Here is a 16,997-nt window from a genome sequence, read left to right as displayed (position 1 = left end):
AAGACAGACGCAGACTTCCGGCATGGCGCGCTTCGGCAAGGGATCGGGCAAGGATATCGCCTCTCAGGCCAGGGCATTCGTTCGTTCGCAAACGGGTATCGGCCAGGCGCGCCACCGTGATGACAGCGGCAGGATACACAGCATCAGAACCGCGCAGGAGATGGCCCGTGCATTGATCCGCGCCGGAAATGCTATCCGGGAACGGCACGGTATTTCGAGGCTGCGCGACATCACGCCGGAAATGGCGCGGGAATACCTTGCCGACCGGGCGGAGCGCATTGGCCAGAAGGGGCTGGACAACGAACGCCGGGCCTTGCAGCTGCTAAGCCAGCCCGGATTCGCCATGGAAGGCGTCCGACTGGAGCGAACCAAATCCGAGGCCGGCGAAGCGCGCTATCCATCGGGTCGAGCCTACACGCCGGAGCAGGTCTCCATGATCGCGACCGCCCAGCGGGAACACAACGCGCTGGCCACGCGAATCGCCCACGCCGCAGGGCTCAGGCAACATGAACTCTACACGTTACGGCCGGCGCACGAGCAGCCGGCGAGTCCGCATCGCAACTGGTCGCCAGACCGCTTCACCGGCCGGGAAGGCGCCCTGTACACCGTCCAGGGCAAGGGCGGCCTGATACGTGAGGTGCTCATTCTCCGCGATCTGGCCGACAGGCTTGAATCACGGCGCCTCGCCGAACCTGTCAGCGTGCGGGATCAGGGTGTTCGTTATGAAAAACATTATGCCATCGGGGCAGGACGAGCCTGGGCGTCATCGTTCCGGACCGCGGCTGAACGCGCCATCGGCTGGCATGAGGGGGCGCATGGCGTCCGGCACGCCTACGCGCAGGAGCGGATGCGGGAGCTGCAATCATCCGGGTTCCCGTACAGGAAAGCGCTGGCCGTGGTCAGCCAGGAACTGGGCCACTTCCGACCGGACATCACGGAAGTGTATTTGAGGTGAGTGGCAGTATCTTCGATCGCATCAAGCTGATTCCACGACCATTCGATCCCGCAATATCCTGAAAACCCATCGCTGATCCCCGGAAGGTTTTCTGACAGCTGCATTGCAACGCCGACAATGCCCCGTCATTCCAATGACAGGAGGCAGCTTATGGATGTCATGTGGTCGGTGGATGATCTGGCCGAATACCTGCGAGTAAGCCGAAAGACCATTCTCAACCGCCTCTGGCGACGCGAGGAACTCCCCCCATTCATCAAGACAGGCAGGACCATTCTGTTTCGCGAGGAAGACGTGAGGCGGTGGCTGGAAAGCAAGGTCCAGCAAGTCGAGCGGCCTGCGCCCAAGAGGCGTGGTCGGCCACGCATGAAGCCAGCAATGAAATCCGGTTAGATCCAGTGCGTGCGAAACACGGCATATCGTATGTGGGATTGTCCATCACCTTGCTTTTGCATGCTGGCCGGCCAGCAAATTTCTTGTTTTTCAGCAGGAATACTGACCGGAAACATCAAAAATGAACAAAAAAGGAGAAACAGACCAAGGAGGGACCATGACCTGCATTGCGATAGCGAATACCAAAGGGGGCAGCGGTAAAACGACGCTGGCAGCCAATCTGGGAGCATATCTGGCCGACTGCGGCTGGCGGGTGCTGCTGATCGACGCGGATATCCAGCCGACGCTTTCCAACTATTTCCCCATCGAGGCAAACCAATCCGGATTGACCTCAATGATGACGGAACTGAACACCGACATGTCTGTCAGTCGGATTCCCGCCCAGGAGATGGACATCGTCTACTCGGACGATCCGGACGGAAGGCTACATGAATGGATCATGCGACAGCCGGACGGCCGGTTGCGCATGCGGGCGGCGGTGAACGATTTCCGGAAGCATTATGACATCGTCCTGATTGATACCCAGGGCGCGGCCAGCCCATTGCTGGAAGCGGCGGTGGTGGCCGCGGATATGATCGTCAGTCCCGTGCCATCGGAAATTCTTTCAGCACGGGAATTCATGCGCGGCATGCGCTTCGTTCTGGAGAAGATCAACCCCATGCTGGGCTTTATCGGCGCCACACCGCCGCCGTTGAAAGCTGTGCTGTACCGGATGGATCGCACGCGCGACGCTAGACGCATCGCGGAGCAGTTCCGTATGGCCGACTTCCAGGATGAGTCCGGTTTTTCGCTTCTGAAGACTTGGGTGCCGGCCGCCAAGGCGTACCGCGAGTCGGCGACCCGGCAAATTCCGGTGCATCGACTGGATGTCGGGCGCAGAGGAGCGTCGCCCTGCGGCGCGGAAGTGATGGAGGGGCTGGCCGGGGAGCTGCTGGGCGGTGACGCTCCGGATTCACTTCAACCCGATCCCGCGGTTGCTTCGATCTGAGGAAAATCGGGGATGGAGGTTGATGTAAGAAGCAGCCTGCAAACCGGTTATTTCAAGCCGCCCGAAACCGACCGGATTGCATCGGCTGCACCGCTTCTTCCTGTGCAGATCATGCTGACACTGGATCAAATCCGCCCTTACGAGCGCAATCCCAGACAGACCGACCATCCCCGTTACGAGGAATTGAAGGCGTCCATCGCGGCGGTCGGTATCCGTAATCCGTTCACGGTCACCCAGCGTCCGGGCGATGACCATTACATCATCGAATCCGGCGGCAACACGCGCCTGCACATTCTGAACGAACTCTGGAGAGAAACGGGTGATGAACGATTCTGGCGCGTGCAGGTGTTGTTCAAGCCGTGGCCGGGCGATGCCAGTGTCTTGTCGGCGCATATCGCCGAGAACGAGTTGCGCGGGGAGATGTGCTTCGCGGACAAGGCGCAAGCCATCCATTCATTGAAGAAAGTCGTGGAAGAGGAATGCGGCGAAAGCCTTTCCTGGCGCGAGTTCGAGCGCATGCTGCCGGAACGGGGATTGACGTTCTCGCACGCCCAGCTGGCGAGGATGAAGGATCTTGTCGAGATTCTGGCCGACCTGATGCCCGACGGACTGTTGCGATCGCTTGGTCCGCACCATGTGCAAACGATCAAAAGCGCCTTCTCCGAATGGGCGTCATATGCCGGAGAAAAACTGAGTCTGTTCCTGCGCAAGCATGAAGATGCGATCCGGGAAGGCTTCATGTCGTGCGACGATGATCCTTCGAAGATCGTTTCGGCCCTTCAGCGCATTCGGAAGGAGATCCCGGTTCAGCCTGAACCGGATGAAGCGAGCGCCGCATCCCAGCCCGCGGGAAACGTCACCGGCAAAGCCTCGTCTTTCAACACGGGCGATGACGGCCAGACCAGCCGGCCCACGCCGGAGCCCATACGTCTTCTGCAACGCATCATCATGCTTCGTCCCAGGAATTACGAGCTGGCCATGGCGCTGGCCGATGGCCGGGCGAATGTCAGGCCTTACGACAGCGGATTCGGATTCGAACTGGGCGAGGGCGACGCCGCGCGTCTTGGTGACAAGGGGTTCCTGGCCGCCATATCGGCCTTCCAGACGGGAAGGGACAGCAGTATTTCTCTGTCGGTGTGGTGCGGGCTCAATGACGAGGATGCCGACCGTTTGCTGGAACTGCTACGCAACGTCCGGCATATTGTACAGGCGACCCTGCGCACCAGGAACGAAACGGGCGTTTCCGATCCGTTTGCCCTGGACAATGTGCTGATCATGGAAACGCAGAACCGGCTTGATTCCGGAGCCGGCGCATGAACGGAGAGAGCATGTTTCACCTGTTCCGGGTCGTGATGAGCCAGGAAGACTCGGACATATCTCCCGATATGCGGCGGAAGCTGCAGGCGCTGACGATGCAGGACATGGAGCTTCTGGCCGGATGTCGGTGCAGAATTTTCTCGATTTCGCTGCACGAGGACGAACTCAATCGGGCGCTGCGGCGGGTTGACCTGGTGAAGAAGGATCGTCAGCTCATCCATGAATATATCCGGCACGGAGCATCGACCGCGATGATGAAATCGCTCTTCGGCATGAACCGTGAGGATACCACCCGCCTGCGCGGTGAGCTTGGCGTACCCAATCAGGGTGGCAGGCCGTGCAAGCCGCTGCCCTACGAATCGTCACGGATATGGGATATGTGGCTTTCCTGTCGGCAAATGGAGGAAAGGGAGCGCTTCCTGCATATCGCCAAGCGCATGGAGATGCCGCTGCCCGTCATCTGGAACGAGATCAAGAGTCGCACCCTGGGGGAGAACAGGCATGGGAATGGCGACGCCGGCCGGAAGGCCATCCCCCGTGACGCAGACTGAGAAAGGCTGGCGCATTCAAGGGGGCATCCAGCGCATGCTGGCCTACCGCAAGGATCGGCATGCGGGGAAGGATCAGGAGCATGTCGTCTATACAGGGAGCTGGCACGATTCGATTCCACGCCGGTTGATTCTCGACCCGCTGCTGAATCCGACCGAAAAGCTGGTGTGGCAGGTCATTCGCACGCATATCGGCCAACCGGGCGAGGACGGCGCGTGGCCCAGCATCTCCCGCCTGGCGCGACTTGTCCGGGTAAGTCGACCCACGATCCAGAACGCGATTGATGTGCTCCAGGCGACCCGCTGGCTGCACGCCGTGCGCCGGGTTCGGGATGAACACGGCAATGTGATCGGCAACTACTACCTGCTGCACGCCTTACCCTTGCCCGTATCCGAAACCATGCTGCTCGCGCCGGATTACCTGGCCATGCTCAGGCGCATGGCGCAGCAAGCCGGACCATCAAAGAAGCGGGTGAGCGAAGTCGCGACCCTTGTCCTGAAACGCCTGATGCGCCGCAGCGAGGATGGGGACGACGACCTGCTTGCCGGGATACGCAGGAATCTTAATGAAAACGCCATGCCGCCGAAGACAGGGCTGGTGCCGTTGCTGGACGCCGCCTCCCGCGTGGACCAGACGCTGGTTCAGTCTGAACCGCCCGAGGGCGTCAATGTTCAATACACATGGCCGGATGCCCTGCGGGGCATGGAAAAGCATGCGGAGGCGATTCTGAGAGCCGCTCCCTCCTCATTGCGCCAACCTCTCCTGGACGCACTGGCCGGCGCCAGCAATGTGCGCAACCCGCTGGGCTATCTTGCAAGACTGGTGGAACGTGCGCGAAAGGGGCTGTTTGTAGATGTCGAGGCACAAGAGCGCAAGCGGTCCAAAGAGATCAAGGCATTGTCCGACGCGCTGGAGGCTGCGCGCACCGCGCTGGCGGCAGGCAGGCGCGTCACGATTCGAGGTCATGTGATCGAGGATATCGTGGCCGGTCTCGTCAAACGACGCGGTGGAGACGGCTACGCCCAAGCCTTCGCCATCGGGATCAGGCCGGAGGATATCGAGATTCAAGAAGAGTAATAGCTCCGCGAGTTCACTTCGGGGCTTCGGTATCCATGCCCATGAAATAGGCACTCCCTTTTCCAATCGAAGGTTGGTCGCGAATCGCGGCTGAAATTCCTGTGGATAATCCGCGCCGACCCGACCATGCCCGCCAAGTAAAGATTCTTTACACCCCCGTGTAAAGCCCATTGAATCAGTCAGATTTACACGAATACCCATAGACCAGAACAAATTAACAATACAACAACAACGATGGCGCACCGGTTCAGGCTGAACCACCGGAACATGGATCGGCCGCTGCGTTGTTGTATTGAAATGAGAAACCGCACCCGCCAGCCGGCGGGTTTCCTGCGCTGCCGATCCTTCCGCCTAGCTTTTCGTCATCTACAAAACGAGGAGGTCATCATGGCGGATCTGCAAATGCCGGGCTCCCTGGCCGGCGCTGCCAGCATCGAGATTCATACCAGGCAGGGTTGGCGGCTGGTGTACAGCCGCAGGTCGGATGGTAGTCCGTCGCCGATGACGGGGCTGCTACGCTTCGCGGCGCGCATGAACAGCATCTGGGCCGCTGCCCAGGCGGACGACCCGTTCGCCGACTGGTTCCTTGAGAAAACGTACCACGCCATCGAAACAGCGAGGATGGAGATCGGCGATATGCACCGCATGCTCGCCACCCATTTCCAGCATGGGAAGAAGGGTGTGAACGTGGAGATGGCGGCATCCAGCACTCCGGTCAGTGTGCCACTGCAATTCTCCACACCCTACGGCTTCATGGGCGCCTATCTCGTATCCGAGTGCGATGCATTGATCCGCGCCTGCTACACCTGCCGCCATGTCGGCCTGATCTCCAATGCGAAAAACGAACAGAACATCCGCCGCTCCATGCGCATGGTGCTGCGCGCCTTCGAACTCCAGCGCGAATACAGGTTCCATGGCGTCACACGTGAGGACGCGCGCGCCGCGAACGCGAAGTGGAACCGGGCCGTGGAGGAGATGGGCAGCCCGCCGCCCGAGATTGTCGCCGGCCGCAGGCCCAGGGTATCGCCGTACATCGGCGATGACGCAAGTGAAGCGGAAAGAGTGGAGGAAGCAGAGGCAACAGCCGATTGATCCGGAAAACGACCATCTCGGATTTTCCTCCGCCGATAGCCGACAGCCTCCGAATCAACAGCCAAGCTTTCCGCGTTCCAATCAAGCGCCCCAGCAGGCCATCGGTCCAAATCGGCAAAGATCGTTTGACTTCATTCATCATGTTCACATAGTTCCCGTATACCGTCCGGGAGAGGCATCGCCGGTTTTGCATGCCTGAAAGGAGACTGAACATGGCCGCAATGGAAAATCGCTGGTTGTCAGATAAACCCGGAATAGTGGGCGATACAATTTGGCGGCATGGAAGAAAGTCATAACCATCTGGAAATATGATTTGTATGGATGATTGTGATTGCGCAGCCTCAGTTTTTACAATGGTAATCATTTTAATAACCAATACGCCTATCCCGACAGCCCCGGCGGGTGCATGAAGCAATGCGATTGATCCAGAATAGTGGGGCGAGCCGGGTGATTGATGAGGTCGGTGAGGCGCTGTCTCCTGGCGATTGTATCGCTGTATTGACCCCCAAAATATCGCTGTTTGCCATGTGGCGCCTAGTGGAAACAGTACAAGGTGAGTTAACAGCCCGAATCGTCTCTTCATCTGAAGAAGGTTTGGAATTGTTGGGTAACGAGGCTGCACGTTCTTTTCGCAATCAACTACAAAACCATTGGCATGCCAGGCAATGTGAATCCTGGATTGCGTCATGCGCGGAGGTTCGCCAGATATCGGGGGGAATGCCGCAAGGAATGATTGTGGTCCAAAGCAAGGATTGTGCAGCAAAAAAGGCATTGGTGGGGGCAGTCGCTCTGACGACCGATGGACTTGGCCTGACACCGGGCAACCCCCTTGGACTGATTCAGGCTACGGAATCGGAGGATGAGGCAGCACAACTATCTGCCTGGTTTGAACAACAATGGCAAATGCTTCCTCCGGTTAAGGTTCGAGACTCAGTTCTGGTGCACGCCCTTCGGGAAATATCCGCGGATCGGGCACCCTATGACATCTACGCCTTGATATTGTACAGCCTGTTCAAGGACCGTGATGGTTCACTGGATGAAGACCAGGTTATCAAAGCAGCTACAGGTATCCATCAAACCAAGGTATGGAAAAAACTGTATAAGTTCCAAAAAGATGCAGTCATTGGCGCAATTGACAAACTCAACAGATTTGGAGGTTGCATCATCGCGGACAGCGTCGGCTTGGGCAAAACCTTCGAAGCGCTTGCAGTCATCAAGTATCACGAGCTTCGAAATGACCGAGTGCTGGTACTAGCGCCCAAACGCCTGCGTGACAACTGGACCCTGTATCGTGCCAATGACCGGCGCAATCCTCTTGCGGATGACCGGTTCAATTACGATGTGCTCAATCACACCGATTTATCCCGTGACCAGGGGATGTCAGGCGACATCGACCTGACCCATATCAACTGGGGCAACTATGACCTGGTTGTGATCGACGAATCCCATAACTTCCGTAACAAGGCCAGTTATAAGGACCGTGAGAGTCGCTATGACCGCCTTATGCGGCGCATCATCCGTGAAGGCGTGAAAACGCGGGTGCTGATGCTCTCGGCAACCCCCGTCAACAACCGGCTTGCCGATCTCAAGAACCAAATCGCCTTCATTACGGAAGGGGAGGATGACGCTTTGTGGGATCACGGTATCAGGAGCATTGATGCCACCACGCGCCATGCCCAGAAACAGTTCAATCGCTGGCTTGATCAGCCAGCAGCCGAACGCACGCCTGCGCGCCTGATGGAAATGTTGGGCTTTGACTACTTCAAACTGCTGGATTTATTGACCATCGCCCGCTCGCGCAAACACATTGAAAAATATTACGGCATCGCCGAAACGGGCCAGTTTCCTGAGCGCCTCAAACCAATCAACGTCAAGCCCGACGTTGATACCCAAGGCAAATTTCCTCCCATTGAACAAATCAATCGTGAGATTCGTCGGCTGAGTCTGGCAGCCTATGCACCCCTGCGCTACGTACTGGAAAGCAAACGTGCTGAGTACGACGCCAAGTACAGCACCCGAATTCGTGGCGGCGAATCCATATTCCGACAAGCCGATCGGGAAGAAAGCTTGGTTCAGCTCATGCGTGTCAACCTGCTCAAGCGCATGGAGAGCTCCGTCCACGCCTTTGCATTGACGTTGGAACGACAGTTGGCGGATGTGGAACGCCTGCTGGAAAAGATCGAGGCCGTGGAGACTCAAGAGGTGAGTGAGATCGATATCAGTGATGTGGATATCGAGGATCCCACCTTCGAAAGCTTGCTGGTTGGAAGAAAAGTTAAGGTACTGCTGCAAGATGTTGATCGTATCCGCTGGCGTCAAGACCTTCGTGAGGATCGTAACCGCCTCAAGATGCTACTGGCCGCTGCACGGGCAGTCTCTCCGGAGAAAGATGCCAAGCTACAAGCCATCAAAACGATTATTGCCCGTAAAATCGAGCAACCGATCAATCCGAACAATCGCAAGGTGATCGTTTTTTCTGCCTTCGCAGACACCGCCCGTTATCTGTATGATCAACTTGCAAACTGGGCCAAGGCTCAGCACGGTATCCACACGGCGCTGGTTACTGGCACGGGGGGAATTCAAACGACTTTGCCAGGAATCCGCCGAGATATGGCATCAACCCTCAGCGCCTTTGCGCCCCGCGCCAAGGAACGCCCGATCGAGCTTGCCGGCGAAGGCGAGATAGATCTGCTCATCGCTACCGACTGCATCTCCGAAGGGCAAAACCTGCAAGACTGCGACTGGCTCATCAATTACGACATTCACTGGAACCCGGTGCGCATCATTCAGCGCTTTGGCCGTATTGATCGTATCGGATCGCCCAATACCCGAATCCAGCTGGTCAACTTCTGGCCCAACATGGAACTGGATGAATACATCAACCTGGAAGCCCGGGTGAGTGGCCGCATGGTGCTGTTGGATATTTCTGCGACCGGCGAGGAGAACCTGATCGAGGCCCAATCGGGCGACCCCATGAATGATCTCGAATACCGCCGCAAGCAGCTGCTCAAATTGCAGGAGACGGTGATCGATCTGGAGGATCTATCCACCGGAATCTCCATCACCGACCTCACCCTGTCCGATTTCCGCATGGATCTGGCCCGCTACCTCAAAGAGAATCCAGATACCCTGGAGCGCCTGCCGCTTGGGGTCTTTGCCGTGACAACAGCAAGCGACGCAGATATCCCACCGGGTATCCTGTTTTGCCTGCAAGTGACAGGTAAAGCCGCCGAGCGGGTATTTGAGCCCGGCTACCCGTTGGCCCCCTATGCCTTGGTTCATGTGACCGAAGACGGCGCCATCCACCTGCCCTATACCCAGGCCAAGAAGAGCCTGGACCTGCTCAAACGCACCTGCATGGGCAAAGAGATACCCGACTCAAATGCCATCAGTCGCTGGAACCGCCAAACCAAAAACGGCGCCGACATGCGCAAGGCGCAGAAGCTGCTCGCAGAGGCCGCCGCCTCTATTGCCGGGAAAAGCCAAGAGCGGGCCATTGAGAGCCTGTTCAGCCCGGGCGGTACGCATGCACTCAAGGGTGAGTTTGCTGGACAAGACGATGTGGAAGTCATCGCCTGGCTGGTGATTTTGCCGGAGGAAGCGCAATGAACGCCCTGCAGTTGAGCGAAGCACTCGCGCTACCGATGAGTAGCCACGTAGATCAGAAAGTCCCCAAAACAGTACTCAGCGAACAGGCGGCCACCACCGCCACCGACCGGCGGGCAATCAAGGAAGGCATTGAAGGGCTTTGGTGGCTGGCTTCTCTCAAGCCCAATACCATCGGCGTGCCGGCCTTTGCCGACGAACAGCGCGAATACCTGGAAATTGCCGTGCTCCAGCTGCAACTGCGCAACACCTTAAAGTCAGGGACCAAGGCAACCCGCCTGATTGAACTGCTCCACCGTGCCATTCCCTATCCTGTATTGCTAATCATCGAGCAGGAAGATGCGCTATCGCTGTCGCTTGCGTACAAGCGCTGGGCGCAAAACGAAAAAGACAAAATGGTTTTGGAGGATAGCTACCCTCATATCACGCCTGTTCTTGACGACGCCCCGGATGCCTTTTTTCACGATTTGGCATTGAACAACCAGCCGCAAAATCACCTCTTTGCTTTATATCAGGGTTGGCTTGCCTGCCTGCTGGCCTTGGAAACCTGGCACGAAGCAGGACAATACCGCTCGCCACAAAGCATTGACCGATTGCCGGAACAACGGCAACAGCTGCACAAGGCGCGCGAACTCGCTAACGAAATCGCTCGTCTTCGTAAACAGGCGGCCAGAGAACGCCAAATGGCACGGCAGGTGGAACTGAATTTACAAATCAAACAGCTCGAGGCGCTACGCAGCGCTCTGCTGGAACAATTAACCTAAGGAGTCCCGTCCATGACCATGGAAAAAATCACCCCTGATCATTCTCAAGCCCAATCGGCCAATTTGATTGCCGAAAATATCGAAACCCTCAAAAGCCTATTTCCGGAACTGATTACCGAAGGCCCGGAAGGCCTTTCGGTCAATGTGGATGTGCTTAAAGCTTTGGTAGGCGACCAAACCGTTACTGACTGCGACGAAAAATACGGCCTCAACTGGTTCGGCAAGCGCCGCGCCCGCCAACTGGCCTTGACGCCTTCCACCGGAACCCTTCGCCCGGCGCCGGAAGAGAGCGAAAACTGGGACACCACCCAAAACCTCTTTATCGAAGGCGACAACCTGGAGGTACTCAAACTTTTGCAAAAGAGCTATGCCGGCAAGGTGAAGCTCATCTATATCGACCCGCCGTATAACACCGGGAAGGATTTCGTGTACAAGGACGACTTTCGGGACAATATCAAGAACTATAAAAAGTTGACCGGCCAGGTGGACGAGGCAGGTTCGCCGCTGACTACTAACACCGAGGCCAGCGGGCGGTTTCATACAGATTGGCTGAATATGATGTATCCGCGGCTAAAGTTGGCAAGGAATTTATTACGAGAAGACGGATTGATTTTTATTAGTATCGACGACGCGGAAGTTTCGAATTTAAAAAGCATTCTTAATGAAATTTACGGAGAAGAGAATTTTGAGGGTCACATACATTGGCGTCGCAGGCACAATCAACCAAATGACAAGAACAAAATGCTTGCATTGGTAGCAGAGCATATTTTGTGTTACGCAAAAAACAAGGAGGCTTATAAGGCCGCTGGCGTCGGGAAAGTCGAGGTTACGGGGAATTTTTCTAACCCTGATAATGACCCTCGGGGTGAATGGGCCTCGAAGCCTTGGAAAGTGGGAAGTGGTCAATCTGGCTCAAGGTATAAGATTACAACGCCAACGGGGAAAGTGTATGATGAAGAATGGATGGGCGATGAAGGGACCTTTCAGAAACTACTCAAAGATAACAGGATAATATTCCCAAATGGAGGCAACGGCGCTCCGAGAAAAAAGTATTTCAGAATGGAGAGAGAAGCAGAGGGCCAATGTGCAACAAACTGGTGGCCACATGACAGATTTGGCCACAATCAAGCGGCTACTTCCCTTGTCGAGACCCTATTTGGAGAGAAGAAAGTTTTTGAGGCTGTAAATTGAACTGTGTAAATGCTTTACTCAGCAAGAACTGAGGAAGGAGCATTTATGAAGAAGAATGAGAAACGAAACGAGCTTGAAGCGATTGCCCGTGAGCTGGCGAAGCACGTCAAGACCGAAGAAGATTTGTCTAATCTGAGCCGAGACCTGGTGAAGATGACAGTTGAGGCGGCGCTTGGTGGAGAAATGGAAGCACATCTGGGCTATGCCCCGAGCGAGCGCAGCGATTCATCTAACAGCCGCAATGGTTATTCAACCAAGCGCCTGATTGGTGGGCACGGTGAAGTCGAGATTGAGGTCCCCCGGGATCGTCATTCGAGCTTTGAGCCTCGTATTGTGGAGAAGGGCCAGAGTCGTCTGACGCAATTTGATGATCAGATTCTGGCCTTATATGCCAAGGGCATGAGTACACGGGACATTGTGGCCGCATTTAAGGAGATGTACGGCGCCGATGTTTCTGCCGGATTGATTTCCAAGGTAACCGAATCTGTACTGGAACGGGTTGTTGAGTGGCAGAACCGTCCACTGGATACTCTGTATCCGATTCTGTATCTGGACTGCATCGTGGTGAAGATTCGCCAGGATAAGCGGGTTCTGAACAAGGCCATCTATATTGCCTTGGGCATCAATCTTGAGGGCGAGAAGGAAGTTCTCGGTCTTTGGCTGTCCGAGAACGAGGGTGCGAAGTTCTGGCTTTCAGTGCTGACGGAGCTGAAGAACCGGGGTATGCAAGATGCCTTTATCGCCTGTGTGGACGGCCTGACGGGCTTTCCGGACGCCATCAACGCGGTGTTCCCGCAAACGAAGGTGCAGCTATGCATCGTGCACATGGTGCGCAACGCCTTGCGCTTTGTTGCCTGGAAGGATCGCAAGCACGTGGCTACGGATTTGCGTAGGATTTACCAGTCGGTCACTGTGGAAGAAGCTGAACGGGAGTTGGATATCTTTGCTGAGAAATGGGATGGAAAATATCCGTCCATCAGCATCATGTGGCGCAGGCATTGGCCAAATCTGATCACGATTTTTGAATATCCTGATGAGATCCGCAAGGTCATTTACACGACCAATGCGATCGAATCGCTCAACAGCGTGATTCGCAAGGCCATCAAGAATCGCAAGGTATTCCCAAACGATCAGGCGGCCATGAAGGTCGTCTGGCTGGCCATCGAGGCTGCGGCCAAAAAATGGACCATGCCCATTCGCGACTGGAAAGCCGCACTGAACCGCTTTATGATCGAGTTTCCGGATCGAATGCCGGAGAGAATCTGAGATGGCTATTTACACAGATAGATTTACAGGCTCAAGTTTTTGACAATCCAAAGCCTATTGAATTGATACAAAGCATAATCTCTGTTTCAAACACTCTAGACAATGATATAGTTCTCGACTTCTTCGCAGGCTCCGGCACAACAGGTCACGCAGTGATGGCGCAAAACGCCAAGGACGGCGGCAACCGCCGCTACATCCTCGTCCAGCTCCCCGAGCCGCTAGATCCGGAAAAGAAAGAACAGAAAACGGCTGCCGAGTACTGCGACAAGCTGGGCAAGCCCCGCACCATTGCCGAGCTCACCAAGGAACGCCTACGCCGCGCAGCCAAGAAGATCAAAGAAGAACACCCAGACTGGAACGGCGACACAGGCTTCCGCGTCTTCAAGCTGGACAGCTCCAATATCAAGGCATGGAATCCCAGAACCAACGACCTGGAAGCCGATCTGGTGGATCATATGGACCACATCCTGCCCGACCGTACTGAGGCGGATCTGCTCTATGAACTGCTGCTGAAATTGGGGCTGGATCTATGTGTACCCATCGAAGAAAAGACCCTTGTCGGTAAAACTGTCCATGCCATTGGCGGCGGCGTACTAATGGCCTGCCTGGCCGAGAAAATCACAACCGATGAAGTAGAAGCCCTGGGCCAGGGCATTGTAACGTGGCACAAGGCACTCGCGCCGGCCGGGGATACCACCTGCGTCTTCCGCGACAGCGCCTTTGAAAACGACGTCGCCAAAACCAACCTGGCCGCCATTCTGGAACAGGCTGGCATTGTGAATGTGCGTAGCATCTAAGGAGGGCGGCCATGAAACTGCATTTTGAACCTAATCTCGACTTTCAATTACAGGCCATCGAATCTGTCTGCGACTTATTTCGGGGTCAGGAAATGTGCCGAACCGAGTTTACCGTTATGCAAGGTGCGGTAGATGGCCAGTTGGCGCTGGCATATCAAGAGGAAGCGTTTGGGATAGGCAACCGGTTGACCTTGCTAGATGATGAGATTCTAAAAAACCTGCAAGCGGTGCAGCTGCGTAACGGCCTGCCCATCGACTCCGCATTGCGCTCCGGCGACTTCACCGTGGAGATGGAGACCGGCACCGGCAAGACCTATGTCTATCTGCGCACCATTTTCGAGCTCAATAAACACTACGGTTTTACCAAGTTTGTGATTGTGGTGCCATCGGTAGCCATCAAGGAAGGGGTGTACAAAACCTTACAGATGACTGAAGAGCATTTTAAAAGCCTCTATGCCGGTGTGCCATTTGAATACTTTATCTATGACGGTTCCAAGCCGGGATCCGTGCAAAATTTTGCCACCAGTTCCACTATCCAGATCATGGTGGTCACTGTTGGTGCCATCAACAAAAAAGACGTTAACAACCTTTACAAGGATAACGAAAAGACCGGAGGCGAGAAGCCCATCGATCTAATTCGGGCCACCCGACCGATCCTGATCGTGGACGAGCCACAAAGCGTAGACGGGGGCCTCAAGGGCAAGGGCAAAGAGGCGCTGGAAGCGATGAATCCGCTTTGTACCCTGCGCTATTCAGCCACCCATATACACAAACATCACATGGTTTATCGCCTGGATGCCGTTGACGCTTACGAGCGCAAGTTGGTCAAGCAAATCGAGGTGGCCTCGGCTACCGTAGAGGCAGGTCACAACAAGCCCTATGTTCGGCTGGTCAAGGTGCAAAGCAAGCGTAATGTGATTTCGGCCGTGGTGGAGCTGGATATCCAGACACGATCTGGCGTCAAACGCAAGGAGATTACCGTCTATGATGGCGAAGATCTGGAGCAAACCACTGGTCGTGACCTTTATGCCAACCACTCCATTGGTGAAATATCCGTAGCCAAGGGTAACCAGTACATGGAACTGCGTTATCCTGGCGGGGAAGTCTTCTTACAGCCTGGCCAGGCCTATGGTGATATTGATAAAAATGCGCTAGCCCGCCAGATGATCCGCCGCACCATCAAGGAGCATCTGGACAAGGAGCTTCGCCTGCGGGAACGCGGCATCAAGGTGCTGTCGCTGTTTTTTATCGACGAGGTCGCCAAGTATCGTCGGTATGATGAGGAAGGCAATCCCGTCAAGGGCGACTATGCCAGGATTTTTGAAGAGGAGTTTGTTCGCGTAGCTAGACTGCCGAAGTACAAGGAGCTGTTCGAAAACGAAGCCGTTGAATACCTTGCTGAACAAGTCCACAACGGCTATTTCTCCATCGACCGCAAAAAGGTGGGCGGCAAAACGGTAGAGATGTTCAAGGATACCCGAGGCGACAGCAAGGTAGATGAAGACACCTATAACCTGATTATGCGGGAGAAGGAAAAGCTGCTGGACCTGAACGAGCCTCTGAAGTTCATTTTCTCCCACTCAGCGCTGCGTGAAGGCTGGGACAATCCTAATGTCTTCCAGATTTGTACCCTGCGGGATATCCGTACGGAACGAGAACGGCGCCAGTCGATCGGACGCGGGCTGCGCTTATGCGTGGATCAATCAGGCCATCGAGTACACGGTCACGAAATCAATACGCTAACTGTAGTAGCTAACGAGAGCTATGAAGACTTTGCCAAGAATCTGCAGAGAGAGATTGAGGAAGATACCGGCATTCGCTTTGGCGTGGTGGAAAAACACCAGTTTGCAGCCATCCCCATATCGGCGGACGATGGTTCGGAACAGCCCTTAGGCGCGGAGCAGTCAGAGACGCTTTGGACTTTTCTCAAAGACAAGGGCTATCTGGATAGCAAGGAGCGTGTGCAAGATTTGCTCCGCACCGCGCTCAAAGAGAACACGCTGGAACTGCCGCCGGAGTTTGAACCACAGAGAGAGGCCATTACCGCCATCCTGAAGAAAGCGGCCGGGCGCCTTGAAGTCAAAAATGCCGATGAGCGCCGCCAGGTCAAACTGCGTAAGGAAGTTTTCTTGAGCGAAGATTTCAAGGCGCTTTGGGATCGCATCAAACACAAAACCACCTATCGCGTCGCCTTTGACAATGACAAACTGATTGCCGATTGCGTTAAGTCGATTCAGGAGGCGCCACAGATCAGCAAGACTCGCTTGCAATGGCGCAAGGCCGATATTGCCATTGGCAAGGCAGGCGTAGAAGTGGAAGAAAAAGACGGTGCGGCAACCATTACTCTGGATGAACAGGATATCGAGCTGCCGGACTTGCTCACCGAGCTCCAGGATCGCACCCACCTTACCCGCCGCACTTTGTTAAGGATTGTCAAGGAGAGCGGTCGGTTGGGCGATTTCAAGCGAAACCCGCAAGCCTTTATCGATCTAGCAGCTGATGCCATCAACAAAGCCAAGCAACTGGCGTTAGTAGACGGCATCAAATACCAGCAATTGGGCGAATACTATGCCCAGGAGCTGTTCGAACAAGAGGAGCTTTCCGGCTACCTGAAGAACATGCTGGAGAACACGAGTAAATCGGTGTTTGAGCACGTGGTATACGACTCTGATACCGAACGAGAATTCGCCGAGCAGATGGAAAAGTTTGATGCCGTCAAGCTCTACGCCAAACTGCCTGGCTGGTTCAAAGTGCCTACGCCGCTCGGCAGCTACAATCCCGACTGGGCTGTCTTGGTGGATACAGATGAAGGCGAAAAGCTGTATTTTGTAATAGAAACCAAAGGATCAGTTCATGCTAATGACCTGCGGCACAAGGAAGGTGCCAAGATTGCCTGCGGAAGAAAGCATTTTGAGGCGATTGCCAGTCTACATGCAGATCCAGCCAAATATGTGGTCGCCAAGCAGTGGAGCGATGTGCCGGTAGGAGGCTAATGCCATTCAGTT

The 16,997-nt window shown here is 55.4% G+C and carries 12 protein-coding genes and 1 pseudogene; all 13 read left to right on the top strand.

The genetic code is table 11. The features are described from left to right. Positions 1–22 precede the first annotated feature (22 nt). The 13 genes and pseudogenes from SPV1_RS10895 (at position 23) to SPV1_RS10835 (ending at position 16,985) form a co-directional block, all read left to right on the top strand. Positions 23–955, top strand: a complete 933-nt coding sequence (locus SPV1_RS10895) for a hypothetical protein (RefSeq protein ID WP_009851255.1) — start codon at positions 23–25, stop codon at positions 953–955. A 150-nt stretch (positions 956–1,105) separates the two neighbouring features. Continuing rightward, the gene (locus tag SPV1_RS10890; protein WP_040881846.1) at positions 1,106–1,345 is read left to right on the top strand and encodes a helix-turn-helix domain-containing protein; all 240 of its coding nucleotides are present in this window, start codon (positions 1,106–1,108) and stop codon (positions 1,343–1,345) included. A 157-nt stretch (positions 1,346–1,502) separates the two neighbouring features. After that, complete coding sequence (locus tag SPV1_RS10885; protein WP_009851252.1) at positions 1,503–2,333, top strand: ParA family protein; 831 nt, start codon at positions 1,503–1,505, stop codon at positions 2,331–2,333. Between the two features lie 12 nt (positions 2,334–2,345). Then, positions 2,346–3,650 (top strand): ParB family protein, encoded by a 1,305-nt coding sequence (locus tag SPV1_RS13995; RefSeq protein WP_009851251.1) that lies wholly within the window; start codon positions 2,346–2,348, stop codon positions 3,648–3,650. Continuing rightward, a complete protein-coding gene (locus SPV1_RS10875; RefSeq protein WP_009851250.1) occupies positions 3,647–4,201 on the top strand; it encodes an STY4526/YPO1902 family pathogenicity island replication protein in 555 nt (184 codons plus the stop codon). Before SPV1_RS13995 ends, SPV1_RS10875 begins: the two co-directional genes overlap by 4 nt. After that, positions 4,152–5,276 (top strand): helix-turn-helix domain-containing protein, encoded by a 1,125-nt coding sequence (locus SPV1_RS10870; protein WP_081441999.1) that lies wholly within the window; start codon positions 4,152–4,154, stop codon positions 5,274–5,276. The genes SPV1_RS10875 and SPV1_RS10870 overlap by 50 nt, the downstream gene beginning before the upstream one ends. 387 nt (positions 5,277–5,663) lie before the next feature. Beyond that, positions 5,664–6,368 carry a PFL_4669 family integrating conjugative element protein gene (locus SPV1_RS10865; protein ID WP_050754737.1) on the top strand — a complete coding sequence of 235 codons (705 nt, stop codon included), beginning with the start codon at positions 5,664–5,666 and terminating at the stop codon, positions 6,366–6,368. Positions 6,369–6,782: 414 nt separating this feature from the next. Next, complete coding sequence (locus tag SPV1_RS10860; protein WP_040881845.1) at positions 6,783–9,977, top strand: helicase-related protein; 3,195 nt, start codon at positions 6,783–6,785, stop codon at positions 9,975–9,977. Then, positions 9,974–10,738 carry a DUF4391 domain-containing protein gene (locus SPV1_RS10855; protein ID WP_009851246.1) on the top strand — a complete coding sequence of 255 codons (765 nt, stop codon included), beginning with the start codon at positions 9,974–9,976 and terminating at the stop codon, positions 10,736–10,738. The genes SPV1_RS10860 and SPV1_RS10855 overlap by 4 nt, the downstream gene beginning before the upstream one ends. Positions 10,739–10,750: 12 nt before the next feature. Beyond that, complete coding sequence (locus tag SPV1_RS10850; protein ID WP_009851245.1) at positions 10,751–11,929, top strand: site-specific DNA-methyltransferase; 1,179 nt, start codon at positions 10,751–10,753, stop codon at positions 11,927–11,929. 45 nt (positions 11,930–11,974) lie between these two features. Further along, positions 11,975–13,195, top strand: a complete 1,221-nt coding sequence (locus SPV1_RS10845; RefSeq protein WP_009849464.1) for an IS256 family transposase — start codon at positions 11,975–11,977, stop codon at positions 13,193–13,195. A gap of 23 nt (positions 13,196–13,218) precedes the next feature. Beyond that, positions 13,219–13,992 (top strand): annotated as a pseudogene (locus SPV1_RS10840) (DNA methyltransferase); the annotation flags it as partial. An 11-nt stretch (positions 13,993–14,003) separates the two neighbouring features. Continuing rightward, a complete protein-coding gene (locus SPV1_RS10835; protein ID WP_009851243.1) occupies positions 14,004–16,985 on the top strand; it encodes a type III restriction-modification system endonuclease in 2,982 nt (993 codons plus the stop codon). The last annotated feature ends 12 nt before the right edge of the window (positions 16,986–16,997 follow it).

Source organism: Mariprofundus ferrooxydans PV-1 (assembly GCF_000153765.1).
Lineage (GTDB): Bacteria > Pseudomonadota > Zetaproteobacteria > Mariprofundales > Mariprofundaceae > Mariprofundus > Mariprofundus ferrooxydans.
Note: the sequence above shows the minus strand (reverse complement) of the source record. Positions and strands in the feature narration are given on the sequence as shown.